We start from the raw sequence: 25,705 nt of genomic DNA, 5'->3' as shown, positions 1-25,705 counted from the left end.
GGCGGTTCCCGGGCTCAGGCGTCTCGGCCATGGGCCAGCGTCTCCGCCAGCCGGGCGAAGCTGCCGTCGGAAAGCTGGAAGCGCACCCAGCGCAGCCGGCTGTCCTGGATCTGGATGAGCGCGCCGTCGTTGGCCCCGGTCTGCAGCTCGACCGCCGGGGCGGCTGGCTCGAACCAGCCGAGTTCGCCGAGCCTTGCCTCGGCCGCGATGATGCCGGGGCTGGCGCAGGGCCAGAGCGAGGTGCCGATCAGCTCCGTCGCCGGCACCCGGCAATAACGCTCCCGCGCCGCGGAGAGCGCCAGCAGCCGGTGGGTCAGGTCGCAGACCAGATGGACCGGCGCGGTGGAGCGGCGCACCATGCGGGCGAGCTCGAAATCGGCGGCGCTGTCCAGCCGTGCCTGGAGCAGCAGGCGGATCGCCCGCTGCCCGTCCGGATCGGGTGCCAGTTGCCCGTTCTCCCAGCGCGACACGGTGGCCTGGGTCACGCCCAGCAGCTCCGCCGCGTGGCTCTGCTTGACCCGCCTGAGCGCCCGCCAGCCCCGCAGGGAGCGGCCGAGCCTGGTTGGATCGTGGCAGGCGATCGCCACCTCCGCCATGTCCTCGCATCCTCCAAGGAGGCCGATGTCCGACGCTTCCCAGGATAGCGGCTGGCGCGCCCGCGGCTAGAGCTTGCAGGCCTTTAGGTCGACGCCCTGCTTCTTCAGGAACGACTTGGTCTCCAGCCACCAGTCGGCATTCCTGTTCCAGTCGGCCCGAGCCTGCCCGTCGCCGACCGTACCCCAGATCACCACCCCTTCGGCCCCGGCGTCCTTGACCGCCTGGAGCTGCAGGCCGAACGCCCCCTTGGGCAGGAATTCGTGACGGAGCTGCCCGCCGGTCCGCGCCGGGTCGACCCGGCGCTGCATCCAGAGGAAGGGATAGACGGGCTTGCCCGGCCAGTTCGCCCGCGCGACCCTCAGCGTGCCGTTGGCATAGGCCCGGAAGTTCTCGGGCGTGGTGTAGCCGTAGAGCTGGGGAAACAGCGCGTCCGATTCGTTGCCGACCTTCTTCAGGGCGGCAGTGGCGAGTTCATAGGGCGTCTTCTGCCCGTTCTTGCCTGGGCTCTGGTAGAAGGCCGGCGGCGCTACCCGGAAGTAGCCGAGCCTGGCGGTCGCCCGCAGGCTCTGCAGCTCCAGCTTCAGGAAGTGCAGCAGGTCCTGATAGTCGAGGGCCTTGCCCGCCATCACCGCGGCACTGTCGCCGGGCTGGAGGTCCCAGCTGCCTTCCACGTCCAGGACCGCGAGCTTGTCAGCGGTGTTCGCCGTGGCGTTGCGCACCGTGGGCGCCCCCACCTTGCGGAGCTGCGCGTAGTCCGGCCGGTCGCCCAGCTTGCTCCCCTTGAACAGCGAGCCCGGATAGATGATCGGCAGGGCCCTCAGGCCACACTGCTCGAAGCCGCTCACCGGCTGGTTGAACTTCAGCGCGTAATAGACCGGGAATTTCTTCGCCTGGGCCGGCTTGACAGCCAGTGCGGGCATAGGAACGCCGGCGGCAATCACCATTGCCAGGGCCAGCGCGATCTTGCGCAATAGCATGGACTTGTTGATCCTGAGAAATAACTGCATCCGCACTGCAGATGCAGGCCGGCAAGGCCTGAAGAACATCGATGCCGCTGCGCTCGACGTATCCTGAAACCGGACGGATCGAACGAACGGTGCCGCTTAACAGAGTGGGCCGCCTATTGCACCAGGATTCTGTCGGCTTCCAGTAACGCCAGGAAAAGAACCGGTTGATGCGAGGTCTTCCCGTGCCTACCGGGCAGCGAACGACGGAGCGCATAAGTTATGCGCTGCATCCTGGCCGCCTGCGTGGCAAGCCGAGCCCGGACAACCAACGCTGCAGTGAACGTGATGACCTGGCTCCGGATCGGGTGGTTCTACGCCGTGGGCGTGCTGGCGGCAGCCCAGCTCGGCAAGCTGTCGGCCCTGGCGACGCCGATCGGCCAGGCGCTGGACCTCCCGCTGGCCTCGGTGGCGATGGTGATCTCGCTCCTGGAGCTGGCCGGCGCCCTGCTGGGCCTGGCGGCCGGCCGGATCGTCGCCAGGCTGGGGCTGCGCCGGAGCGTCGTGGCGGGCCTGGCACTGCTCACGGTGGCCGGGCTCGGCCAGGGGCTTGGCACCAGTTCGGGCGGGCTGCTCGCCTGGCGCGCCCTGGAGAGCGTCGGCTACCTGGCGATCGTGGTGGCGGCCCCGGTCCTGATCTTCCACAGCGCCCGGGAAGCGGACCGGGGCAGCGCGCTCGCCTTGTGGAGCAGCTTCGTGCCGGTGGGCGTGGCGTTGGGGGCCATGTCGGCCGGGCTGCTCGCCGAGCTTTGGTCCTGGCGGGTCTCGCTGCTGGCGATCGCGGCGGCGGCCGGCCTTGCCTGCCTCGCCACCTGGGTAGTTCCGGCACCGGCGGAGCCGGTGAGATCGCCGCAAGCGGCACGCAGTCGGCTGGCGCCGCGCGCCTGGGCGCTCTCGGCCGCCTTCGGCTGCTATGCCCTGTTCGAGGTCGGCATGCTGGCGCTGCTGCCGAGCTTCCTGGTCGAGCAGACGGGGGCCGGCACGGGGCTCGCCGGCCTGGTGACCGGGCTTGCTTCGTTCGCGACGTTGGTGGGCAGCATCGTCGCCGCCTGGCACCGCCGGCGGCAGCGGTCCGGCACCGGCCCGCTCCTGGCGCTGGCCCTCCTCCTGCCGGCAGCCCTCCTGTTCCTCCTGTTCCGGCCAGAACCGGGCCTGGCGGTCGCGGCCACGCTGGCGATCCTGCTCAATGCCGTCTCCGGGATCTTTCCCGGCCTGGCCTTCGCACTGCTGCCGGAGGTGGCGGGCAGGGAAGGGCTCACCGGCGCCAGCGGCCTGCTCACCCAGTTCGGGGCCAGCGGCTCGCTGCTGGGCCCGCCGGTCTACGCCCTGCTGGCGGCATGGTGGGGGTGGCCGGGCGCGGCACTGGCCGGAGGCCTCGCCTCGCTCGCCTGCCTCCTCCTGATGCGGGCAGCACTGCGCCCGGCCATGCCCGATACTGGCCGGCCATTCCTGGAGGGATGCCCATGAGCATGATGGACCGGCTGCAGGCGCGGCCACGGGTCGTGGCGCTCGATGGCGACGATACGCTCTGGCACAACGAGACCATGTTCGTGACCTCGCACGAGCGGTTCCGCGCCCTCCTGCTGCGCCATGTCGACCTGCCGCCCGAGCGGATCGATGCCTGGCTGCTCGACACCGAACGGCGCAACCTCAAGACCTACGGCTACGGCATCAAGGGCTTCGTCCTGTCCATGGTGGAGACCGCGATCGAGGCGACCGGGGGCCGGATCCCGGCCGGCGACATCGCCGAGCTCCTGCGCTTCGGCCGGGCGATGCTGGACCATCCGGTGGAGCTGATCGGCGGGGCCGAGCAGGCGATCGAGGCGCTGCGCCAGGCCGGCTGCGAGCTCTGGCTGGTCACCAAGGGCGACCTGTTCGACCAGGAGAGCAAGATCGCCCGCTCCGGCCTGGCCGAGCGCTTCGACCGGATCGAGATCCTGTCGGAGAAGGACACCCACGCCTATCGCCGCCTGCTCGCCCGCCACGGCGTGGCACCGGAGGAGTTCGTCATGGCCGGCAACTCGCTGCGCTCCGACGTGCTGCCGGTGTCGGAGCTGGGCGGGCTCGCATGTTACGTTCCCTACCACCTGACCTGGGCGCACGAGCAGGTGGGCGACCCGGGCGGAATCCCCTTTCTGACGCTCCGCTCGCTCCGCGAACTGCCTGACGTGCTCAGGCGGCTGCCTGGCGCCGATTGCCCCGGATCAGGTCCGCCGCCATCTCTCCGATCATGATGGTGGGCGCGTTGGTGTTGGAGCCGATCATGCTCGGCATGATCGAGGCGTCGCACACGCGCAGGCCGTCGATGCCGCGCAGCCGGAGCTCCGGGTCGACCACCGCCCGCTCGTCCTGGCCCATCCTGCAGGTGCCGACCGGATGGTAGGAGGTGCGGCCGGAGCGGCGCAGGAATGCCTCGGCCTCCCCGTCGTCCTTCAGATCGGCCGGATGGTGGGCGCGCTTGACCAGTTTGGCGAAGGCCGGCTGCGCCATGATCTCGCGCATCTTCTTGAGCCCCGCGATCGAGACCTTCAGGTCGTAGGGCTCGGCCAGGTAGTTCGGGTCGATCACCGGCGGGGCCATGGGATCGCTCGAGCGCAGGGTGACGCTGCCGCGCGAGCGGGGCCGCAGGCAGTAATTGTTCATGGTCACGCCGGCACCGGACGGCACCGCCGCGACACCGGCCTCCACGCCCGCCCCGATCAGGAAGTGGAACTGCATGTCGGGGGTAGGCGCATCGGGTTCGGCGAACCAGAAGGCGCCGCCTTCCACGATGTTGGAGGCGACCGGCCCCTTGCCGAACAGCTTGTATTCGAGTCCGGCCCACATCATCCAGTGCCACTTCTTGTAGCGGTCCAGGCTGACCTGGTCGTGCAGTTCGTAGATGACGTCGGTGCCGTAATGATCGTGGAGGTTCTGGCCCACGCCCGGCAGGTCGTGCACCACCTCGATCCCGTGCCGGCGCAGCTCGTCGGCCGGGCCGATCCCGGAGAGCATCAGGAGCCTGGGTGAGCCGATCGCTCCGGCGCAGAGCAGCACCTCGCGCTCGGCCCGCACCTCCTGTTCATTGTTGAAGTGGAGGAAGCGCACGCCCACCGCCCGGCCATGCTCGACCAGGATCCTGGTGATCCGGCAGTCGGTCATGACGTCCAGGTTGGGGCGGCCGCGCACCGGATGGAGATAGCCCACCGCGGCGGAGCAGCGCTTCCCGTGCCGGATCGTGGTCTGGTAGACGCCGCTGCCGGCCTGCGCCTTGCCGTTGAAGTCCGGGTTGTAGGGGATGCCCGCCTGTTGGCAGGCCTGGACGAAGGCGCGGGTGAGCGGATGGGGCTGGAGCTGGGATACGCCCAGCGGCCCGCCGATGCCGTGCCACTCGCCGGCGAACGTGTCGTTGTCCTCGGCGCGGAGGAACAGGTGCCTGATCTCGGCGAACGACCAGCCGGGGCAGCCTTCCTCGAACGCCCAGCGGTCATAGTCGGCCGGCACGCCGCGCGTGTAGATCTGCGCATTGATCGAGCTGGAGCCGCCGATCACCCGGCCCTGGGCGTAGGGGATCTCCCGGTTGTTGCAGTGCTTCTGCGGTGCCGTGGCATAGCCCCAGGTCAGCCCGCCGCCGGTCATCTTGCCGAAGCCCACCGGCATGTGGATGTAGGGGTCGCGGTCGGGCGGGCCGGCTTCCAGCAGGAGCACGCGGACGTCCGGCAGCTCCGACAGCCTGGCCGCCAGCACGCAGCCGGCACTGCCGCCGCCGACGATGACATAGTCGTAGCTCCGCACGTTACCGCTTCCCCCCTGGTTGCTGTGCTGGCCGGCTGCTCAGTCGAACAGTGCCGAAGGCATGGTGCGCAGCTCGTTCGCGACCTGCGGGACGAAGCCCATCTGCTCGATCACGTCCGCCTTCGGGTCGATGCCCGGCGCCACCTCGATCAGCTCGATCCCGTCCGGCGCCAGTCGGAACACCGCGCGCTCGGTGACGTAGAGGACCTTCTGGCCGCGCACCCGGCCGTAATGGCCGGAGAAGGTGATCTCGCGGACCTGGTCGACCAGCTTGCGGACCTCGCCCGGCGCCTCCAGCACCAGCCGGCCGGGCTCATGGCGATAGCGCGTGCCCTTGGCGTCGAACGTGCCGCAGAACACCACTTCCTTGGCGTTCTGGCTGATGTCGACGAAGCCGCCGGGGCCCACGATGCGGCTGCCCAGCCGGCTGACATTGACGTTGCCGTCCCGGTCCAGCTCGCCCATGCCGAGAAAGCCCACGTCGATGCCGCCGCCCGAGTAGAAGTCGAACTGCCGGGTCGAGCTGACGATCGCCTCGGGATAGCGGGCGGCCCCGAACATGAAGTCGTCGTAGAGGTCGCCGTTGTGGATGCCCTGCTCGACGGTGACCCAGAGCGTTCGCATCAGGCCCTGCTGGCGCAGCACGCCCGGGATGGCGCCCGGGATGCCGTAGCCGAAATTGACCGAGGCGCCGGCCCGCGTCTCCTGGGCGGCCCGCCGGGCGATGATCAGGCGCGGCCCGAAGACCGGCTGCTCGTCGAGCGGCGGCTCGTCGTCCGGCCGGTGCACCTCGCCGCTCATCGCCGGGTCGAACCGGCCGATATAGGACTGCTGCTGGTCCGGGCAGTGGACGACATGGTCCACCAGGATGCCCGGCAGGGCAACCTGGCGCGCGAGCAGGGCGTGGCGCTCCGTCAGCTCGCCGACCTGGGCGACCACCCGCCCGCCCGTGGCATGGGCGGCACTGGCCGCCGCCAGCATGTCGAGCTCGGCCGCCTCGTGGACGAAGCTGACATTGCCGGCCGGGTCGCCGATCGAGCCGCGGACGATGGCGAGGTCGGCGCGGAACGGCAGGTAGCGCAGCTTCTCCTCGCCGCCGATCTCGATGAGCTCGACCAGCGGCTGTTCGGATCGCCGGGCACGCTCGTTGGCGGCCCCGCCGGCAAGTCGCGGGTCGGCGAAGGTGCCGAGGCCCACATGGGTGATGAGCCCTGGCCGGCCGGCACCGACCTCGCGGTTGCGCAGGGCGATGCAGCCGGCAGGCAGCACGAAGGCCTCGATCAGCTCGGCCCCGGCCAGCGCCTGCATCCTGGGCGACCAGGACCAGTGCCCGCCGACCACCCGCCGGACCATGCCCTCATGGGCGAACCGGTTCAGGCCCTTCTCCTTGCCGTCGCCGATGCCGAGCGCATGAACCACGGTCAGGTCCCGCGGGTGACCCGTCTTGAGGAATCGCCGCTCGATCGCGGCATAGACATGGTCGGCCTCGGCTAGCCCGCCGCCCGAGCTCGCCAGAAGGATGGTGGCGCCATCCTCGATCGTGGCCGCCACCGCGTCGGCATCGATCCGCTTGTCCAAGCCCGGCTCCCTGCGTGCGGCCCGTCATTATTGAACTATCTAGTTACATACTTGTGGCAGGCCCGACAAGGGGATGGCGGCTGCGGCGATGCAGGAGGTGGGCGGCTAGAGATGCTGGTCGGGAAAGGCCTCGCGCACGAAGCGGACGAAGGCCCCGACCTTCTTCGGCTGGAGCCGGCGCGATGCGTACAGGATCCAGGTTTCGGCACCGCGGCCGTGCAGCCCACCCCAGAGCCTGAGCCGGCCGGCCTCGATGTCCGGCCGGGCAATCGCCATCGGCAGGATGGCAGCGCCAGCTGCATGGAGCGCTGCCTGATGTGCCAGGGACATCGAGGACACCCGCAGGCGCGGATGACGACGTCGAAGCCTTCCACGACCGGATCGACCGCGCGATCCTCCGCGATGATCTCGAGGTCGATCTCCGGAAAGGCGGCCACGAACCCGGCGGCGATCCGCCCCATCACCAGATTCGCCAGAAGAACCGGCACGCTGACGCGCAGCCTGCCGCGTGGCACCCCGGAGCGACCACTGATCTCCTCGCCGCTTTGCACCAGCTCGGCGAGCAGCGGCCCGATCCGGCGATGCAGGACCAGGCCCTCCTCGGTCAGGTGGAGCTCGCGCCCGCCCCGCTCGAACAGACGCGTCCCCAGTTCGGCCTCCAGGGTGCGGATCCGGCGTGACAGCGTGGCCTTGGGAATGCCGGTGGTCCTGCTGGCCGCCGCAAAGCCGCCGGAACTGGCGACGGCGTTGAAGTCGGCGAGCGCCACGAGGTCCATCTGCGTTCCATCCACGAAACGACCCGTCCCGCCCCTGGTACCTGCATGCGCCGCAGCCTGGCGTCTATGTCATCGGACGAGCGGGCGACCGCTGCGACAAATCCTTCCAAGTCGGGAATGGAGAACGGGATGACCATTCTAGTGACCGGCAGCACGGGCAAGATCGGATCGCTGGTCGTGGACGAGCTGTCCCGGCGGGGTGCAGCGATCCGTGCCCTGGTTCATGGCAGGACGACTACCGAGGCACGTCCGGGCGTGCAGCAGGTCCAGGGCGACATGATGGACGTCGATGCCATGCAGGCAGCCTTGCAGGGCGTCGACACGCTCTTCCTCATCAATGCCGTGGTGCCCGATGAGCTCACCCAGGCGCTCCTCACGCTCGATCTGGCCCGCGAGGCCGGCGTCCGGCGGATCGTGTACTTCTCGGTCTTCAACGGCTCCGTCTTCACCGCCGTGTCGCACTTCACCGGCAAGTATCAGGTCGAGCGGATGATCGAGGACGCCGATCTTCCCGCGACCATCCTGCGCCCGGCCTATTTCTTCCAGAACGACGTGATGCTGAAGGACATGATTGTCGGCCAGGGCGTGTATCCGATGCCGATCGGCGAGGTCGGCCTCAACATGGTCGACGCGCGCGACATCGCCGAGGTGGCAGCTTTGGAGCTGCTGCGGCGCGAGAACGCGGAGGGGCCACTGCCCCGCTGCACGATCTCCGTGGTTGGCCCGGACCGGCTGACCGGCAGTGAGGTCGCGCGGATCTGGTCGGAAACACTGGGCCGGGAAGTGGCCAGTGCCGGCAATGATCTGGACGCCGCCGAAGCGATGTTCCGGCAGTTCTCGCCAGCCTGGTCCGCGCGCGACATGCGGATCATGTTGGACGCCTTTCACCGGCACGGCATGGTCGCCGGACCGGAAACGGTGCCGATCCTGGAGACCATGCTGGGCCGGCCGCTGCGAACCTACCGCGCCTTCGCCCAGGAGATGGCGAAGGCGTGGCTCCAGGGCTGATCCTGCGGGGTGCCCAAGGCTCAGCGTGCCGTGCCGCGCGCCAGCAACAGCATCGCCCCGCCGGCGAGCAGGCCCCAGAAGGCACCACCGATGCCGAAGAAGGATACGCCCGACGCGGTGGTGACGAAGGTCATGATCGCCGGCAGCCGCTCGCTCTCCTTGGCAAGCGCTCCGGACATCGCACTGGCCAGGGCACCCAGCAGGGCCAGACCCGCCACGGCCTGGATCAGCAAAGGCGGGGAGGCGGCGATGAAGGCCGCGGCGAAGCCGGCGAACAGGCCGAGCAGCACGTAGCCGATACCGTTGGCCACCGCGGCGATCCAGCGCCGTCCAGGATGGGGATGCGCCTCCGGCCCGGCGCACAAGGCTGCGGTGATCGCGGCGAGGTTCACCAGATGGCCGCCGAACAGGCCGGTGACCATGCTGGCGAGCCCGCTGGTCACGAAGATCGGCTGGACGTCCGGCTGGTAGCCATTGGCCCGCAGCACGGCCAGGCCCGGCACGTTCTGCGAGGCCATGGTGACCAGGAACATGGGCAGGCCGATGCCGATCATCGCATCCAGCGACAGGACGGGCATGACCAGGACGGGGCGGGGCAGGATGTCGGCCATGGCACCCTCGGGAACGGGTGTCCAGACCAGCACGATGACGGCCGTCACCAGGACCGCCAGCGGCACGGCCCAGAGCCGGGCAAACCGCCAGGCCAGCGCCCAGACCAGCACGATCGGCAGGGCCAGGGCCGGCATGGCGCCGACCGCCCGCACCGGTGCGAGGCAGAGGTCGAGCAGCACGCCGGCGAGCATGGCGTTGGCCAGCGGGGCCGGGATGGCCGCCACCGCACGGCCGAAGCCGCGCCAAACTCCCGCCAGCACGACCAGCAGGGCCGCCACCAGGAACGCGCCGACCGCAGCGGCGAACCCGCCCTCGGGCATGCCGGTCGCGACCAGGAGGGCCGCACCGGGGGTCGACCAGGCGACCGAGATCGGCATGCGCGTGCGCAGGCTGAGCAGGATGCCGAGCAGCCCCATCACGACCGAGAGCGCGATCAGGCCGGACGCGGCCTCCGCCGGGCTGGCGCCCGCCGCGGCCAGGCCCTGGAGCACGATCGGGAAGGAACTGCCAAAGCCCACGATCGCGGCGAGCAGGCCGGCCGTGACCGGTTGCAGCAGGCTGGCCCGGGAAGTCTCGGCGGTCATCATCGCTCTTGTGTCGCTCCGTACCGGCGGTCCCTCGGGTGTTTGCGCCCACCGATGCGATCCGGCAATCCGCTGCCGGCTTGCGTGCGCGGCCGGTTCGGGGCAGATAACCAACCGGTTACTTACTTCGCGAACGAGCCGGGGAGGCGGGCATGCTGGGGGAGCAACATCGCGAGGTGCAGGACGCGGTGCGCCGCTTCGCCGCCGAGGTGATCCGCCCGGTCGCCGGCGAGCTGGACGAGACCGAGCGCTTCCCTGCCGAGATCTACCGGCAGATGGCCGAGCTCGGCCTGTTCGGCATCACCGTGCCGGCGGAGCTGGGCGGGGCAGGGATGGACGTGCTCTCCTACGCCGTGGTGATGGAGGAACTGTCCAAGGGCTATGCCTCGGTGGCCGACCAGTGCGGCCTGCTGGAACTGATCGGCACGCTGTTCACCCGCTACGGCACCGATGCCCAGCGCCAGCGCTGGCTGGGTCCGGCCCTGCGTGCTGAATTGCGGCCGGCCTATGCGATCACCGAGGCCGATGCCGGCACCGACGTGTCGGGGATCCGCACCACGGCTACCCGGGTCCCGGGCGGCTGGCGGCTGGATGGCGGCAAGCTCTGGATCCACAACGCCCCGGTCTGCGACTTCGCCGTGGTTTTGGCCCGCACCGACAAGGCGGCCGGCCACCGGGGCATGAGCATCTTCATCGTGGACGCCACCAGCCCCGGCTTCTCGCGCGGGGCCAAGGAGCACAAGATGGGCCAGCGCGGCTCGCCGGTGGGTGCCCTGCATTTCGACGGGGTGGAGCTGCCCGAGGACGCGCTGCTGGGGCCGGAAGGGCGGGGCTTCCACATCATGATGAGCGTGCTGGAGAAGGGCCGGGTCGGTATCGCGGCCCTTGCCGTGGGCATCGCCCAGGCCGGGCTGGAGGCGGCACTCGCCCAGGCCAGGCAGCGCCGCCAGTTCGGCCAGCCGATCGCCGAGTTTCAGGGGCTGCAATGGCTGCTCGCCGACATGGCCAAGGACATCCAGGCAGCGCGCCTGCTCACCTGGGACGCTGCGGTGAAGCTGGAGAACGGCGATCCCGGCGCCAACATGGCCTGCTCGATGGCCAAGTGCATGGCCGGCGACGTGGCGGTGGCGCGCTCGGCCGACGCGGTGCAGGTGTTCGGCGGGACCGGCTACGTGAAGGGCTACGAGGTGGAGCGGCTCTACCGGGACGCCAAGATCTGCCAGATCTACGAGGGCACCAACCAGATCCAGCGCACCATCATCGCCCGCGAGCTCCTGAAGGGAGCGGCCTCGTGAACGGCCGTCCCGTCGCCTGGGTCACGGGCTCCGGCCGTGGCATCGGCAAGGCCGCAGCGGTGGCGCTGGCCGGCCGCGGCTTCGACGTGGTCTTGCACGAACGAACCCGGGCCGACGATACGGAGGAGGCCCGCCAGGCGGTGACGGCCGCCGGCGGACGGGCAGCGGTGGTGCATGGTGACGTCGCCGACCTGGAAGGCCAGCCGGCCCTGCTCGCCCAGGCGCTGGAAGCGTTTGGCCGCCTGGACTGCCTGGTCGCCAATGCCGGCGTGTCGGTCATGGTCCGGGGCGACCTGCTCGATGTCGGCGTGGAGAGCTTCGACCGCTGCATGTCGGTCAACACGCGCGGCCTGTTCTTCCTCCTGCAGCACGTCGCCCGCCATCTGCTGGCGAGCGACGGTTTGCCGGACCGGCACCGCTCGATCGTCGTCACCACGTCGAGCAATGTTGAGGCGCTCTCGCTCAACCGGAGCGAATACTGCGTCAGCAAGGCCGCGGCCAGCATGGTCACTCGCCTGTTCGCCGCCCGCCTGGCCCCGCACGGGATCGGCGTCTACGAGATCCGCCCGGGCATCATCCGCACGCCGATGACCGCCCCCTCGACCGCCAAGTACGATGCCTTCTTCGCCCAGGACGGCGCGCCGATGCCGCGCTGGGGCGAGGCGGAGGAGGTCGGCCGGTGCATCGCGACCCTGGCGGCGGGCGACCTGCCCTATACGGTCGGCCAAGCGATCGCCGTGGATGGCGGGCTCACGATGAAGCGGTTCTGACCGCCGGCTGGCGCAGCTCGACGGCGGTCGCGGCCAGCCGTTCCACGTCGTCCGGCAGGCGCAGCACCAGCTTGGCGCGGGCCAGGGCCAGGTGCGACTGGTGCCGGGCGGCGGCAACCGCCCGGTCGTCGCCCAGCCGGCCGAGGATGGCCAGGGTCTTCTGCAGCTTGATGCCGACCGGCAGGGCCGCGGCACCGTCATGGCCGATCGCGTAGAAGGCGTCCTCGAACAGGTCCTCGACCGCGACCTCGGGCAGGAAGACCCGATCGAACCGCACCTCCGGCTGGTCCACCGGCGCCAGCCAGGCGGCAAGGACCCGGACCAGGGCGGACAGCACCTCGATCGCCGTCCCGGTATCGTTGATCCCGGTGGACAAGGCCTTGGCCCCGATCTCGGCCAGCACCACCACGCCAAAGCGCGGGTCCTGGTCGTAGGAGCGGTGCCGGTCGATGGTGAACGCGTCGCGCAACCGGTCCCGGGCCGCGTCGTCCGGCGCGAAGCTGGTCCAGGCGATCGGCCGCGACGGGTCGATGAACTTGCCGGGCAGCGCCTCGACATGCACCTCGCCGTCCGCTGCCGCGGCGACCGCCTGGAGTGCCGCCATGTCGAGGTGCTGGACGTGGCCGATCCTGTCCGTGAACAGGGGAAAGCCCGGCCGCAACCGCCCGCCGCGCGGCTGGCCGCCCAGCCAGGGATCGGCACGCCGCTCGGACAAGACCCGGATGGCCGTGGCCGCGACCCGGTCGATCGCGTCGCTCACCCGGCCCAGCCGGGAGACGTGCTCGATCGAGCGGATGAAGGTGATCACGATCAGAGCGGCCACGACGATCGTGACCGCGAACAGGACGATCCGGCCGTCCTCGCCGTACAGGCCGGTGGCGAGCGCGATGATGGCGACGAGGCTGAACAGGAAGCCGCCGATGAAGGTGGCGATCGCGTTCTGCACCCGGCTGTCGGCCATCAGCAGCTGGACCACCCTGGGCGTGGTGCCGCTGGACGCGGAGCCGTAGGCGGCGACCATGGTGGACAGTGAGAAGGTGGCGACCGCCAGCAGGCTCGACGCGAGGATGCCCAGGATGTTGTCGAGCGAATCCGCGCCCACCGCGGCGGCCCAGCCGGCCGGCACGATCGGGCTGATCACGGCCGCGGCCAGGGCGCTCAGCAGCCCGACCAGCGCGAACAGCAATGCCCGCACCCAGAGCTGCCGCCCGTAATGGATGAGCAGCCATTTCCAGCGCGACGGCATCAGGCAGGTGCCCCGGTCAGGAGTGGTCCCGTTGCCTGATAGCCGAGATCGCCCGGGTCAGCGACGGGGCAGCGTCTTGCCGCTGCCAGGATCGAACAGGCGCAGCCGGTCCGGGTCGAGATGGACCGCGATCGGCTGGCCTGGGCTCAGCGCCGTATCGGCCGGGACCCGCATCCCGACCTCCTGGCCGCCGATCAGGCTGGCGACCAGGATCGCGTCCGCACCCAGCGTCTCCACCGCTACCACCTCGGCGTTGATCGGCAGCCTTGCCGGGGCGGCGACCAGGCTCAGATCCTCCGGCCGGAAGCCCACCGTCACGTCGCCGCCGGAAGCACGAACGTCGACCGGCAGGCTGGCGCCGGCGAACTGCACCGCACCATGCTCCAGCCGGCCCGGCACCAGGTTCATCGGCGGACTGCCGGTGAACGTCGCGACGAAGGTATTGGCCGGGTTGCGGTAGACCTCCATCGGCGCCCCGACCTGGGCGACCTTGCCGTCCTGCATGATGCAGATCCGGTCGGCCATGGTCATGGCCTCGATCTGGTCATGGGTGACGTGGATGATGGTGCGGGCGACCCGGCGGTGCAGCTTGACCAGTTCGGTACGCATCTGCGCGCGCAGCTTGGCGTCCAGGTTGGAGAGCGGCTCGTCGAGCAGGAAGGCCACCGGGTCGCGCAGGAGTGCTCGGCCGAGCGCCACGCGCTGGCGCTGGCCGCCCGAGAGCTGGCCGGGCTTGCGGTCTAGATAGGGGGCGAGGCCCAGCATGGCGGTGACCTCGGCCAGGCGCCGCTCCTGCTCCGGCCCCGGCACGCCGCGCAGCTTCATGCCGAAGGTCAGGTTGCCCTTCACGGTCAAATGCGGGAACAGGGCGTAGTTCTGGAAGACGAAGGCCAGGTCGCGGTCCTTGGGGTCGACCTCGTTCATCCGGCGCTCGCCGATGAACAGGTCACCGGACGAGATCGGCTCCAGCCCGGCGATCATGCGCAGCGTGGTCGACTTGCCGCAGCCCGAGGGGCCCAGCAGGACGAAGAACTCGCCGTCATGGATGGTGAGGTCGACCGCGTCCACGGCGGTCTGGCCGCCGGCATAGGTCTTGGTGACGTTGGCGAGGCGGATCTCGGTCATGGTCTATTGGGCCAAAGAGCGCATGTAGCGGTGGAGCCAGGCGGTGAGGGCCAGGACCACCAGGAGCAGGATGACCGCCATGGCGCTGGCCTGGGACACGTCCAGGCCGACGAAGGCGCGGCGGTAGATGTAGTAGCTGACCAGCTCGGTGGCCTGTCCGGGGCCGCCGCGGGTCATGATGTAGATGATGTCGTAGGTCTTCACCGCGAAGATCAGCCGGATCAGCAGCGTCACCACGATGACCGGGCGCATCAAGGGCAGGGTGATCCAGAAGAAGCAGCGGATCGTGCCGGCCCCTTCCAGCCGCGCCGCCTCGTACGGCTCCTTGGGCAGGGCGGCGAGCCCGGCCAGGAGCAGGACGATCATGAACGAGACCTGGTGCCAGATGTCGACCGCCACCACCGTCCAGAACGCGTTGTCCGGCACGCCCAGCCAGTCCACCGGCGGGATGCCCACCAGGCTCAGCACGTAGTTGACGATGCCGAGCGTGGGATGGAGGAACATCTTCCAGATGAGGCCGACCACGATCGGGTTCATCAGGAGCGGGAACAGGAGGATCACGTAATAGACGGCCTTGCCGTGCTCGACCTTGTCCAGCGCCAGCGCCACCGCGAAGCCCACCAGGAACTCCAGGACCACCACCGCGACCACGAAGGCCAGGGTCACCGACAATGCGTGGCGGAACTCGGGCGTGGCGAAGGCCTGGGTGTAGTGGGAGAGGCCGAGGAAGGCGTCGTTGGACGGCTTCAGCAGGGTGAAGTCGGAGGTGCTGGTCCAAAGCGTGAACAGGATCGGGAACAACACGACCAGGAGCAGGGCCAGGAGGCCCGGCAGGGTCATGGCGAAGCCGAACCAGCGGTCACGCTGCGCGATCGCGGCGGTCATGAACGGTTTGTCTTCGGGCTGGGGGCGGGGATGACCGTCCACCGCGGGGGCGGGCCGGACAGAGACGCGGGAGCTGCACCCTTATCGGCGGCAGCTCCCAGGAAGGTCACTGCAGCTTGCCGTCCTTGCGCAGAAGTTCGGCGAAGTCCTTGTCCACCTGCTCCAGCGCCTCCTTCGGGTCCTTGCCGTCGGCCACTGCCAGACTAAGCTCGCGGCCGAGCACGTCCACGAACTCAGGGGTGTAGGTGAAGACCGGGAAGTTCTGGGCATAGGCCAAGAGCTCGCCGAGCTGCGGGTAGTAGGAGAACTTCTCGATCAGCTCCGGGTCCTCGTAGATCTGCTTCTGCGTGGCGGCACCGCCCAGCAGGGCACGCTTCTTGGCGATCTCCGGGCTCTCGATGAACTTGATGAACTCCCAGGCCGCGTCCGGATCGGGCGAGGACTTCGGGATCGCCCAGCCCCAGGAGCCGTTCATCCCGCCGCCCGGCACCGGGGCGATCTCCATCTTGCCCACCACCTGCGAGCTGGCCGGATCGTCATAGACCGGGCGGAACATGTTGAACGTCAGGTAGGAATAGGCCTTGCCCTGCGCCGCGACGTTGAAGGCGTCGTCGAAGCTGAAGTTGGCAGCGCCGATCGGGCCGTATTTCTGGATGCTGTCGCGGTACTGGGTGAGCGCCGCGATGCCTTCCGGCGTCGCCAGGGTCGGCTGCCAGGTCTCCGGGTCGTAGTAGCGGCCGCCATTGGCGAACAGGTAGTTCGACCATTCCATCGAGATCGGGTCGGGGCGCTGGCCCTGGTTGACCACGCCCTTGAAGCCCTCGATCCCGGCGTCCTCGGAGAAGTACTTCACCTGGTCCAGATATTCCGGCCATTCGGTCGGGACCTTCAGGTCGCGGCCATACTTGGCCTTGAACGCCTCCTGGTGCTTGGGGTCCTCCAGCAGGTCCTTCCGGTAGGTCAGCCCCATGGCGTAGTTGTAGAACGGCAGCATCAGGGTGGTGCCGTCGACCTTGCCGGTCAGGTCCATGATCGAGGGGATGTAGTTGTCGACCGGGAACTCGTCGGCCTGGATCCGCTCGTCCAAGGGCTGCAGCCAGCCGGCCTTGGTGAACTCGCCGACCCAGTAGAAGTCGACGATGATGACGTCGTAGGAGCCCTCGGGTGCCACCAGCTGCGGGACCAGCTTGGTGTGCATCTCGGCGTAGTTCACGACCTCGAGCTGCACGTCGATGCCGGTCTTCTCCTTGAACTCCGGCAGCATCTCCTGGACGTAGCGGGTGTCCGGCACGCTTTCCATCAGGATGTTGATGGTCTGCGCCTCCGCACCGAACGCGGATGCGATCAGCATGCTGCTCGCCAGCAGGAACTTCTTCATTATGGGCTCCCCCGAAAACTCGTGATTACTTCAATGCACCAAGCGACAAACCCTTGATCAGATAGCGCCGCAGGAACGGCATCATCAGGAAGACCGGCAGGATCGCGACCATGTTGGCGGCGGCCAGCAGGGCGATCTCGACGCCGCGATGGGTGTCGAGCGTGGACAGGCCGACCGGCAGCGTGGCGGTGCGCTTGCCGGTCAGGATCAGGGCGAACAGGAACTCGTTCCAGGACATGATGAAGGCCAGCAGGGCCGCTGCCAGCAGGCCCGGGGCCGCCACCGGCACCGCCACCTTCCAGAAGGCCTGGAAGCGCGTGGCCCCCTCGACCCGCGCCGCCTCCTCGAGCTGGCGCACCTCGCCCTCGAAGAAGGCGATCATCATCCAGGCCAGGAAGGGCAGGTTCATGCCGACATGGGCGATGACCACGGCGGTGCGGCTGTTCAGCAGGCCAGCACCCAGGAACACCGCGAACAGGGGCAACACCATCACGATCGGCGGCAGCATCTGGCTGGCCAGGATCGACAGGCGCAGCGGTGCGCCGCCGCTGTTGTAGCGGGCGAAGGCGAAGGCCAGCATGGTCGCGAGCGGCAATGCCACCGCCGTCGAGAGCAGCGCCACACTCAGACTGTTCCAGAACCAGGTCGCGAACGGGTAGGCCGTGAAGATCTCGACATAGTTGCCGAGATGCGGCGTGCTCCATTCGGGTGGGATCTGGTAGGCGGTGCGCCGGTCGGTGAGGCTGACCCGCAGGAGCCAGAGCAGCGGCAGGACGACGGCCAGCGAGAAGGGGATCAGGACCAGATGCGGGGCCGCCCGCCTCAGCCAGCGCACGCGCCGCTCCTCTGACCCCGGGCCACACCGCACCCGGCCGCCCGGCGGCCGTGATGGACGAGAAACGCGCGCACGGATCCAGCCCCCGCTGGCTGCCGGAACCACCACACGCGATGACCGGCTTGCCAAGCTGTCATGACATGACGCCCGGCCTGCTGCCAAGCGCAGTTTACCGGATACACGCCGTGCTTATGGCGGCCGAACCCGCTAGGCAGTCCGCCTGCGCACGATCCACGGCACCGCTAGGAGCATCCGGTTGTCCGCCCGGCAGGGACGGCACTTGTTCCGGATGCCTCGGTCAGCCGGGCAGGTATGGCCCCAGCAGCGTCAGGTCGGCAGGCGAGAGGCGGTCCTTGGCCGTCTTGGCCTGGTGCCAGTAGGGGTAGGGCAGGGGGACGGCACTCACCTCGTCCAGGCGGCGGCGTTCCTCCGCACTGAGTTCCAGATCGGCCGCGGCGAGGTTGGCCAGGAGCTGCTCCTCGGTACGCGCGCCGATCACCAGCGACGACACGCCCGGCCGGCCCAGCAGCCAGGCCAGCGCCAGCTGGGCCGGCGGCAGGCCCCGCGCATCGGCGAGCTCCACCAGCACGTCGACGATGTCGTAGAGCCGGTCCTGGTCATGGACCGGCGGCTCGCCCCAGTTGGCCAGGTGGCGCGTCCCTTCCGGCATCGTTTGACCGCGCCGGTACTTGCCGGTCAGGAGGCCGCCGGCCAGCGGGCTCCAGACCAGGATGCCCACCCCCTGGTCCACGGCAACCGGCACCAGCTCGTGCTCGGCTTCGCGCGCCTGCAGCGTGTAGTGGATCTGCTGGCTGACCGGCCGGATCAGATGGCCGGCCTCGGCAGTGGCCAGCATCTTCATGAGGTGCCAGCCCGAGAAGTTCGACACGCCGACATAGCGCACCTTGCCGGCGCGGACGAGGTCGTCCAGGGCACGCAGGGTCTCGTCCAGCGGGGTCTGCCCGTCCCATTCATGGAGCTGGTAGAGGTCGAGATAGTCGGTGCCGAGGCGCTTCAGGCTCGCCTCGCAGGCCTGGATCAGGTGCTGGCGCGAGGAGCCGGCGTCGTTGGGCCCGTCGCCCATCGTAAAGCGCGCCTTGGTGGTCAGGAGCACCCGGTCGCGCCGGCCCTGCACCGCCTGTCCCAGGATCTCCTCGGACTGCCCCCGGGAATAGACATCGGCGGTGTCGAAGAGGTTCACCCCAGCTTCGAGGCAAAGGTCGACCAGGCGGCGGGCACCCGCGGCATCGGTCGACCCGGTCTTGGCGAAGCTGCCGGCACCGCCGAAGGTCATGGTGCCGAGGGTCAGGACGGAGACGCGAAGGCCGGACCGGCCGAGCTGGCGATACTGCATGAGGCGCGACTTCCCTGGATGGTCCGGCTGGCACCGGCAGACCGATCTAGCCCGATCACCCGACGTCGTGCCACCACCGTCGCCGGGGCAGCCCGCTCAGGCCGATCTGGCGGCAGGTGTGTGCCGAGCGTCGGTCATCAACGAAATCCTGCCCGCCTGTTGCCGCGGCCGCCCGTGCTGGACGGCGCCGCCGCTATGGCAGCAGATCGGCCGGGTCGGGGAGTGCGAGCCGGTCGAAGCGGGCGCACAGCACGTCCAGCGTTTCCGTCATCGGCCGCTGGTCCCAGTCGAGCGCCGAGAAGATCTCGACCTCGACCATGCCCCGCCAGCCGGCGGCGGCGACCTCCCGGTGCATCCGGGCCAGATCGATCACCCCGTCGCCGATCATCGCCCGGTCCTGCAGGAGGTCGCGGGTCGGCACCCGCCAGTCGCAGATCTGCCAGCCCAGCAGCCGGTCGGCCCCGGCACGGGCGAGGCCTGCCTGGAAGTCCGGGTCCCACCAGAGATGGTAGACGTCGATCATCACGCCCAGCTCCGGCCCGACCTGGTCGCAGATGTCCAGCGCCTGCACCAGGGTCGAGACGCAGGAGCGGTCGGCCGCGTACATCGGGTGCAGGGGCTCCAGTGCCAGCCTTACCCCGTGCGCCCGGGCATGGGGCAAGAGGGCGGCGAGCTGCTCGGTGACCTGCCGCCGTGCCAGGCGGAGGTCGTGCATCCCCTCGGGCAGGCCGCCCACCACCATGCACAGCACGGGTGCCCCCAGTGCCGCCGCCTCGTCGATGGCACGGCGGTTGTCCTCCAGGATGGCGGTGCGCTGCTGCTCCGAGGCGAAGGTCAGGTACGAGCCCCGGCACAGGCAGGTGACGGCGAGGCCGGCATCCTCGAAGCGGCGGCGGGCCTCGACCGGTGGCGTGTCGGCGAGCTCGCGCCGCCACGGCGCGATGCCCGTGATGCCGCGGCCGGCCAGCGCCGCCACGATCTCCGGCAGCGTGTGCCTGAAGCCCAGCGTGGCGGTGTTGAGTGCGAGCCGGCAGCGCCGCACGGGCGTCGTGACCATGCCTGGTCGTGCCTCCGTCGGGGGTGGTGCCGGCGCGTCCGGCCGGCCATCCTGACCGCCAAGGTAACGGACTGGTTCGTTCCTACAAGACCGTCGCGCGGCGAGTTGCTAGGCTTGCGCACGGCGGGACCTGTGCGAACCGCGGCCACGGAAACGAGGAAGACGGCGCATGACGCGCAGCAGCGAGGCCGAGCCGGCCACCCTGAGCAAGGGCAAGGGCGAAGGGCGATCCGCCAAGGCGCTGCGCCTGCGCGACCCCAAGCTGACCAGTGCGCGGATCCTGGCCGCCGCCAAGAGCGAGTTCGCCCGAAAAGGGCTGGCGGGGGCGCGGGTCGATGCGATCGCGACCAGGGCCAAGATCAACAAGCGGATGATCTACCACTATTTCAAGAGCAAGGAGGAGCTCTACCTCGCCGTGCTGGAGGAGGCCTATGGCGACCTGCGCCGGGCCGAGCGGCTGGTCGACTTCGCCGGGCGTGAGCCCGAGGACGCGTTCGTGGCCCTGATCGAGTTCACCTGGAACTACTACCGGCAGAACCCGGAGCTCCTGCGCCTGATCGTGACGGAGAACATCCACCAGGCGCGCTACCTCAAGCGCAGCAAGAAGATCCGCGAGATGCACTCGCCGTTCGTGGCGCTGATCGGCGAATTGCTGGAGCGCGGCGTGCGCCAGGGCGTGTTCCGAGACGGCATCGACCCGAACCAACTCTACATCTCGATCGCGGCACTGGGCTTCTACTATCTCAACAACCGCTGGACGCTCTCGGTGATCTACGGGGTCGACCTGGGTGCGGAGCCGGAGATGGAGAAGCGGCGCGTGGTCATGGTCGAGACGATCCTGAGCTACCTGCGCCGCCCCTGAGGCAGGAGATACCGGTCAGCAGGCCGCCTTGCCGGTGGCGCGTGCCCGGGCCTCCCGGATCTCCTTGACCTTGGAATCGACCGCCTCGTCGATCTGTGCGGCGGTCATGCTCTCATACCCGGCCAGCAGCTTGTCGCGCGCCCGGGTATAGGCGGTGGTCCGGCCGGCATCCTTCAGGACCACCAGCTCGGCGACCTTGCCGAGGATCGGGTCGACCACGCCCTCGCCGGTGCTCGAGCGCTGCGCCATCTCGAGTGCCGTGTCGGTCCGGCAGGCCGTCGCGAAGTTGAGCGGCTCGTTGAGGGCAGTCAGGCTGCAGCCGGCCAAGGCCAGCATCAGGCTACCGCAGGCGAGGATGCGGGCCTGCGGACGATGACGGGCGGACAATCCGGATCTCCTCGAGGTCAAAGCACCGGGACGCCGCCAGGATGCTTCGCCTTTTCCTCCGGTTCCACATGAATATCGATGACGACGTCCTTCAGGCCTTCGCGCAGGGCGGCCTCGATCCGGTCGCACAAGGCGTGCGATTCGGACACCGTCATGGAGCCGGGCACCACTAGGTGGAACTGGAGGAAGATCATCCGCCCGGCATGGCGGGTGCGCAGGTCGTGTGCCTCCAGGGCACCTTCCGCATGCTGCGAGATCACCTGGCGCACATGGGCGAGCGTTTCCGGCGAAACGGTCTCGTCCATCAGCCCGCCGATCGATTCCCGCATCAGCCGCCAGCCGGCCCACAGGATGTTCAGGGCGACCAGGGCCGCCAGCACCGCGTCCAGCCGGGCCCAGCCGGTGAACGGGACCAGCGCCACGCCCAGGATCACGCCGGCCGAGCTGATCACGTCGGTCCAAAGATGCCGCGCGTCGGCGACCAGGGCCGGCGAGCGCCAGCGCCGTCCGTAGCGGAACAGGATCGAGCACCAGACCGCGTTGATCGCGGCGGCAAAGCCGTTGATCAGGAGGCCGCGCCAGGGCGCGTCCAGCGGGGCGGGCGCCAGCCAGCCGGCATATGCCTCGCGCAGGATCGACAGGGCGGCCAGGATGACCAGCACGCCTTCGAGCACGGCGGAGAGATATTCGGCCTTGTAATGGCCGTAAGGATGGTTGGCATCGGGCGGCACCGCCGCCAGGCGCACCGCGAAGAACGCAGCGACCGCCGTGGCGACGTTGATGATGCTCTCCAGCGCATCGGAGTAGAGCGCCACACTCCCGGTGATGAGGTAGGCGTAGTATTTCAGCCCGAGGACGATCACGCCAATGGCGATGCTCCCGAGCGCGAGCCTGAGCGGGCGATCCATTGACGAAAATATCCGAGGCAGCTTGTCGGGGCGGCGCGGCTGGACTGCGCAGCCACAGGTGTCGGCCGCCAATAGCCAGAGCGGCCCAGAGCGACAACCGCAACCTTGTTAGCCTTGCCTCAACTCACCTCGGGATCGGAGTCACCTCACGATCGTATCACTTCACGATCGGGATCTTGGCGCGGTCGATCGTGATCCAGACCGCCAGGATCAGGACGATGCCCAGCACGATCTGCTGGACGAACACGTCCACCCCCAGGAAGGTCATGCCGACCCGCACGACCGAGACGATCAGCGCGCCGATCAGGGTGCGCCAGACACTGCCGACCCCGCCAGTGAGCGCGGTGCCGCCCACCACCACCGCGGCCACGGCCGGCAGCAGGAACTCGTTGGCGAGGGTCGGCGAGCCGGCGACCAGCCGGCCGCCCAGCACCATGCCGGCAAAGGCGGCGAGCGTGGCCGAGACGACGCAGGCCAGGAGCTTGACCAGCGCCACCGGCACGCCCGAGGCGACCGCCGCCGGCTCGCCGGCACCCACTGCCAGGCTCCAGCGGCCGAACAGGGTGTAGCGCTCCACGAACAGGCAGATGGCCAGCACGATCAGGCCCAGCCAGATCTCGGCGGGGATGCCCAGCATCCGGCCGGTGATCCACCAGAGATAGGCGTGGCGCAGTTCCTCGCCGATCGGGATCGAGCGCGTGCCCGAAAAGGCCAGGGCCAGTGCCGTGGCGATGCCGCCCACCGCCAGCGAGCTGATGAAGGAGGGCACGCGCAGCCGGGTGAACGCCAGGCCGTTGGCCAGACCCAGCAGGGCGCCGGCGGCCAGGGCAGCCGGGAAGGCGCCATAGCCCAGGCTCGGCAGGAGCAGGGCCATGACCACGCTGCTCATGCTGGCGACCGCCTGCACCGACAGGTCGATGCCGCCCAGGAGGATCACGAAGGTGATGCCGGCGGCCATGATGAACAGGGTCGAGGTGTCGGCGGCCAGGACCAGCAGGGTCTCGGGCGACAGGAAGCCCCGGCTGCCGATGCCGACCACCAGCACCAGCAGGATCAGGGTGAGGATCGGGGCAACGTCGCGCAGGCGGGCGGCGACAGCGGGATTCATCGGCCGGTCACTCCCTTCAGACCATGTGCCGGATCAGGTCGAGCTGGTCGGGCTTGCCGCCCGGCATGGCCTCGAACCGCTCGGTCACCCGCTTGTCCTTCATCACGATGATCCGGTGCGACAGGCCGATGGTCTCCTCCAGCGTGTCCGAGGTCAGGATCACGGCCACGCCCTCCGCGGTGATGGAGCGCACCAGCTCGTAGACTTCCTCCTTGGCGCCGACGTCCAGCCCGCGGGTCGGGTGGTCCAGCACGATGATCTTCGCCCCGGCATTGATCCACTTGGCCAGCACCACCTTCTGCTGGTTGCCGCCCGACAGGTTCATGACCAGGGTGCGGATGGTGGGCGTCTTGATCGCCAGGCGCTTGACCCAGGTCTCGGCGGTCGTGCGTTCCTTGGCATGGTCGATCAGTCCGCCTCTGGTCACGGCGCGCAGGTTGCCCAGCGTGATGTTGGCGACCACCGGCAGGAAGCCCACGATCCCCTCGACCCGGCGCTCGCGCGGCACGTAGCCGATGCCGAGCGACACGGCCTCGCCGGGCGTGGCCAGCCGTGCCGGCCGGCCGAACACGGTGAGCGTGCCGCCGGTTGCCGGGGCCAGGCCGCCCAGCGTGCGGGCCAGCTCCTCGCGGCCGGAACCGATCACCCCGGCAATGCCCAGCACCTCGCCGGCATGCAGCTCGAAATCGACCCCCTCATAGGCGCCGGCCAGCGTCAGGCCGCTCGCCGCCATCACCACCTCGGGCCGGTACGGCTTCTGCCGGTTCTCCTTGTAGTACTCGGCATTGCGCGAGCGGCCGACCATCAGGGAATGGAGCTTCTCGGTGTCGGCGTCGGCCGACGGCATCTCGGCCACCACCGCGCCGTCCTTCATCACGTAGACGCGGTCCGACAGGTCCAGGATCTCGTCGAGCCGGTGGCTGACGAACACGAACGAGGCGCGGTCGCGCAGTGCCCGCACCCTGGCGAACAGGATGTCGATCTCGGCCTGCTCCAGCACCGAGGTCGGCTCGTCCAGCATGATGACCAGATGGCCCTCGATCTCCTCCTCGAGGGTCAGCACCTTGGCGAGCTCGACCATCTGCCGCTGGGCGAAGCTCAGCTTCTCGGTGACGACCGTGGGGTCGATGTCGATCTGGACCTTCTCGAGCTGGCGGCGCGCCGCCGCGGCCATGGCCTTGTGGTCGATCAGCCGGCCTTTCAGGAACGGCTTCTCCTTGCCCAGCCAGATGTTCTCCGCGACCGTCAGGTTGGTCAGGAGCGACTGTTCCTGGTGGACCATGCCGATGCCGGTGGCCGCCGCGTCGATCGGGCTGCGCAGCACGACCTTCCTGCCGTCGTGGCGGATCTCGCCGCCGTCCGGCTGGTAGACGCCGGACAGGATCTTCATGAGCGTCGACTTGCCGGCGCCATTCTCGCCGATCAACCCGACCACCTCGCCCGGACGCACCTCCAGGCTGACATTCTTGAGGGCGTGGACGCCCGGGAAGCGCTTGTCGACGCCCACCAGCTCCAGTGCCGCCGTCCGGCCGCCAGCGCTCATTTGATGATCCTCGCCCGGCTGCGGTCGACCGCGAGTGCCACCGCGGCGATGATCAGCACGCCCTGCACGCCGGTCTGGACATAGGGGGGCACGCCCATCAGCACCATGCCGTTGGCCAGGCCCACCACGATCAGCACGCCCACCAGCGTGTTCTGCACGCCGCCCTGGCCGCCCATCAGCGAGGTCCCGCCGACCACCACCGCGGTGATGGTGGTGAACAGGCGGCCCTGGCCCATGAGCGCGTGGCCCTGGCCGAGCTGCGCGGCCGACAGGATGCCGCCCAGGCCGTAGAAGACGCCGGCCAGGGTGAAGGCCAGGATCCGCACGCGGCCGACCGGCACCGAGGTCAGGCGCAGGATGTCCTCGCCGCCGCCCACGGCGAAGATCCAGCGACCGAGCCGGGTGCGGGTCTGGATCACATAGGCCACCAGCGTCGCCGCGAGCGCCACCCACACCCCCATCGGGATGCCCAGCACCCGGCCGAGCGCCAGCTCGCGGAAGGTCGTGTCGGTGATCCGCACCCGCTCGCCGGCCAGCATCACGGTGGCGATGCCGATTGCGATGAAGCTCATGCCGAGCGTCACCATGAAGGAGGGGATCTGCAGCTTCACATGGACGACGCCGTTCACGAAGCCGAACGCCGCCCCCATCAGCAGCACGAGCGGAATGGCGAGAAAGCCCAGATCGTTCGCATTCGCGCCGTTCTGGACCAGCAGCGCCGTCAGCACGGCACCCATGGCCACCACCCCTTCGACCGACAGGTCGATCGAGCCCATCAGGATGATGAAGGTGGCGCCCAGCGCCAGGCAGAGCGGGATCGCCGAGGCGTTCATGATCCGCACCAGATTGTCGATCGACAAAAAGGCGGGGGCGATCGCCCCGATCACGGCGAAGACGACCACCAGGACGATCACCGGAGTGAACGCGCGCAGTCTCTCGATCCGCGAGGCGGGCGGCAGTCGGATAGCGGAGGCGGCCATCTAAGGTTCGCTGACCTGATCTGTGACGGAACAGGAAGG

At 69.3% G+C, this 25,705-nt stretch carries 24 protein-coding genes and 1 pseudogene; 6 read left to right on the top strand and 19 right to left on the bottom strand.

The genetic code is table 11. The annotated features are described in order from the left end of the window. Positions 1–14: 14 nt before the first annotated feature. Together HLA95_RS14010 and HLA95_RS14005 are read right to left on the bottom strand one after the other, a co-directional pair. On the bottom strand, positions 15–596 hold the full coding sequence (locus tag HLA95_RS14010) for a helix-turn-helix domain-containing protein (protein WP_191060640.1): 582 nt from the start codon (positions 594–596) through the stop codon (positions 15–17). A 66-nt stretch (positions 597–662) separates the two neighbouring features. Further along, on the bottom strand, positions 663–1,517 hold the full coding sequence (locus HLA95_RS14005; protein ID WP_222183666.1) for a hypothetical protein: 855 nt from the start codon (positions 1,515–1,517) through the stop codon (positions 663–665). Positions 1,518–1,889: 372 nt separating this feature from the next. Between HLA95_RS14005 and HLA95_RS14000 the strand changes: the two genes are divergently transcribed. Together HLA95_RS14000 and HLA95_RS13995 are read left to right on the top strand one after the other, a co-directional pair. Further along, complete coding sequence (locus HLA95_RS14000; protein WP_255591974.1) at positions 1,890–3,068, top strand: MFS transporter; 1,179 nt, start codon at positions 1,890–1,892, stop codon at positions 3,066–3,068. Then, complete coding sequence (locus HLA95_RS13995) at positions 3,065–3,835, top strand: HAD family hydrolase (RefSeq protein ID WP_222183664.1); 771 nt, start codon at positions 3,065–3,067, stop codon at positions 3,833–3,835. Before HLA95_RS14000 ends, HLA95_RS13995 begins: the two co-directional genes overlap by 4 nt. Here HLA95_RS13995 and HLA95_RS29145 read toward each other — a convergent pair. The 4 genes and pseudogenes from HLA95_RS29145 to HLA95_RS29140 form a co-directional block, all read right to left on the bottom strand. After that, entirely contained in the window at positions 3,774–5,375 is a 1,602-nt protein-coding gene (locus HLA95_RS29145) for a GMC family oxidoreductase (protein WP_191060095.1), read from the bottom strand. The genes HLA95_RS13995 and HLA95_RS29145 overlap by 62 nt on opposite strands. 39 nt (positions 5,376–5,414) lie before the next feature. Next, the gene (locus tag HLA95_RS13985) at positions 5,415–6,953 is read right to left on the bottom strand and encodes an acyl CoA:acetate/3-ketoacid CoA transferase (protein WP_191060096.1); all 1,539 of its coding nucleotides are present in this window, start codon (positions 6,951–6,953) and stop codon (positions 5,415–5,417) included. 105 nt (positions 6,954–7,058) lie between these two features. Further along, positions 7,059–7,283: a LysR substrate-binding domain-containing protein gene (locus tag HLA95_RS28260; protein WP_255591958.1), complete on the bottom strand. Its 225-nt coding sequence runs from the start codon at positions 7,281–7,283 to the stop codon at positions 7,059–7,061. 99 nt (positions 7,284–7,382) lie between these two features. Continuing rightward, positions 7,383–7,729, bottom strand: a pseudogene (locus tag HLA95_RS29140) (LysR family transcriptional regulator); the annotation flags it as partial. Positions 7,730–7,858: 129 nt separating this feature from the next. Between HLA95_RS29140 and HLA95_RS13975 the strand changes: the two are divergent. Further along, positions 7,859–8,737: an NmrA/HSCARG family protein gene (locus tag HLA95_RS13975; RefSeq protein WP_191060097.1), complete on the top strand. Its 879-nt coding sequence runs from the start codon at positions 7,859–7,861 to the stop codon at positions 8,735–8,737. 20 nt (positions 8,738–8,757) lie between these two features. Here HLA95_RS13975 and HLA95_RS13970 read toward each other — a convergent pair whose 3' ends face one another. Continuing rightward, positions 8,758–9,933 carry a benzoate/H(+) symporter BenE family transporter gene (locus HLA95_RS13970; RefSeq protein WP_222183663.1) on the bottom strand — a complete coding sequence of 392 codons (1,176 nt, stop codon included), beginning with the start codon at positions 9,931–9,933 and terminating at the stop codon, positions 8,758–8,760. Positions 9,934–10,085: 152 nt separating this feature from the next. Between HLA95_RS13970 and HLA95_RS13965 the strand changes: the two genes are divergently transcribed. Further along, positions 10,086–11,228, top strand: coding sequence for an acyl-CoA dehydrogenase family protein (locus tag HLA95_RS13965; protein WP_191061795.1), 1,143 nt, complete (start codon positions 10,086–10,088; stop codon positions 11,226–11,228). Next, positions 11,225–11,998: a 3-ketoacyl-ACP reductase gene (locus HLA95_RS13960; RefSeq protein ID WP_191061794.1), complete on the top strand. Its 774-nt coding sequence runs from the start codon at positions 11,225–11,227 to the stop codon at positions 11,996–11,998. Before HLA95_RS13965 ends, HLA95_RS13960 begins: the two co-directional genes overlap by 4 nt. On the opposite strand, the gene HLA95_RS13955 is transcribed toward HLA95_RS13960, so the two are convergent. The 7 genes from HLA95_RS13955 to HLA95_RS13925 form a co-directional block, all read right to left on the bottom strand. Further along, complete coding sequence (locus HLA95_RS13955) at positions 11,979–13,244, bottom strand: DUF2254 domain-containing protein (RefSeq protein WP_222183662.1); 1,266 nt, start codon at positions 13,242–13,244, stop codon at positions 11,979–11,981. The genes HLA95_RS13960 and HLA95_RS13955 overlap by 20 nt on opposite strands. Positions 13,245–13,301: 57 nt before the next feature. Beyond that, entirely contained in the window at positions 13,302–14,369 is a 1,068-nt protein-coding gene (locus HLA95_RS13950) for an ABC transporter ATP-binding protein (RefSeq protein WP_191059827.1), read from the bottom strand. A 3-nt stretch (positions 14,370–14,372) separates the two neighbouring features. Next, a complete protein-coding gene (locus HLA95_RS13945) occupies positions 14,373–15,254 on the bottom strand; it encodes a carbohydrate ABC transporter permease (protein ID WP_191059826.1) in 882 nt (293 codons plus the stop codon). 106 nt (positions 15,255–15,360) lie between these two features. Further along, positions 15,361–16,632 (bottom strand): ABC transporter substrate-binding protein, encoded by a 1,272-nt coding sequence (locus HLA95_RS13940; RefSeq protein WP_223861521.1) that lies wholly within the window; start codon positions 16,630–16,632, stop codon positions 15,361–15,363. A 25-nt stretch (positions 16,633–16,657) separates the two neighbouring features. After that, the gene (locus tag HLA95_RS13935; protein ID WP_191059825.1) at positions 16,658–17,467 is read right to left on the bottom strand and encodes a carbohydrate ABC transporter permease; all 810 of its coding nucleotides are present in this window, start codon (positions 17,465–17,467) and stop codon (positions 16,658–16,660) included. A 298-nt stretch (positions 17,468–17,765) separates the two neighbouring features. Further along, complete coding sequence (locus HLA95_RS13930) at positions 17,766–18,821, bottom strand: aldo/keto reductase (protein ID WP_191059824.1); 1,056 nt, start codon at positions 18,819–18,821, stop codon at positions 17,766–17,768. 193 nt (positions 18,822–19,014) lie between these two features. Then, positions 19,015–19,878 (bottom strand): sugar phosphate isomerase/epimerase family protein, encoded by an 864-nt coding sequence (locus tag HLA95_RS13925; protein WP_222183661.1) that lies wholly within the window; start codon positions 19,876–19,878, stop codon positions 19,015–19,017. Positions 19,879–20,047: 169 nt separating this feature from the next. Between HLA95_RS13925 and HLA95_RS13920 the strand changes: the two genes are divergently transcribed. Then, complete coding sequence (locus tag HLA95_RS13920) at positions 20,048–20,740, top strand: TetR/AcrR family transcriptional regulator (RefSeq protein WP_191061747.1); 693 nt, start codon at positions 20,048–20,050, stop codon at positions 20,738–20,740. A gap of 15 nt (positions 20,741–20,755) precedes the next feature. Here HLA95_RS13920 and HLA95_RS13915 read toward each other — a convergent pair whose 3' ends face one another. The 5 genes from HLA95_RS13915 to HLA95_RS13895 all read right to left on the bottom strand — a co-directional run bounded on the left by HLA95_RS13915 (position 20,756) and on the right by HLA95_RS13895 (position 25,666). Further along, positions 20,756–21,127 (bottom strand): hypothetical protein, encoded by a 372-nt coding sequence (locus HLA95_RS13915; RefSeq protein WP_191061746.1) that lies wholly within the window; start codon positions 21,125–21,127, stop codon positions 20,756–20,758. A 17-nt stretch (positions 21,128–21,144) separates the two neighbouring features. Beyond that, on the bottom strand, positions 21,145–22,035 hold the full coding sequence (locus HLA95_RS13910) for a cation diffusion facilitator family transporter (RefSeq protein WP_191061745.1): 891 nt from the start codon (positions 22,033–22,035) through the stop codon (positions 21,145–21,147). A gap of 157 nt (positions 22,036–22,192) precedes the next feature. Continuing rightward, positions 22,193–23,143, bottom strand: coding sequence for an ABC transporter permease (locus tag HLA95_RS13905; protein ID WP_222183660.1), 951 nt, complete (start codon positions 23,141–23,143; stop codon positions 22,193–22,195). A gap of 16 nt (positions 23,144–23,159) precedes the next feature. After that, the gene (locus tag HLA95_RS13900; protein WP_222183659.1) at positions 23,160–24,686 is read right to left on the bottom strand and encodes a sugar ABC transporter ATP-binding protein; all 1,527 of its coding nucleotides are present in this window, start codon (positions 24,684–24,686) and stop codon (positions 23,160–23,162) included. Beyond that, positions 24,683–25,666, bottom strand: a complete 984-nt coding sequence (locus HLA95_RS13895) for an ABC transporter permease (RefSeq protein WP_191061352.1) — start codon at positions 25,664–25,666, stop codon at positions 24,683–24,685. The genes HLA95_RS13900 and HLA95_RS13895 overlap by 4 nt, the downstream gene beginning before the upstream one ends. Positions 25,667–25,705 lie beyond the last annotated feature (39 nt).

Source organism: Geminicoccus harenae, from assembly GCF_019800005.1.
In the GTDB taxonomy this organism is placed as follows: Bacteria; Pseudomonadota; Alphaproteobacteria; order Geminicoccales; family Geminicoccaceae; genus Geminicoccus; species Geminicoccus harenae.
This window is presented reverse-complemented; position numbering and strand designations above follow the sequence as displayed.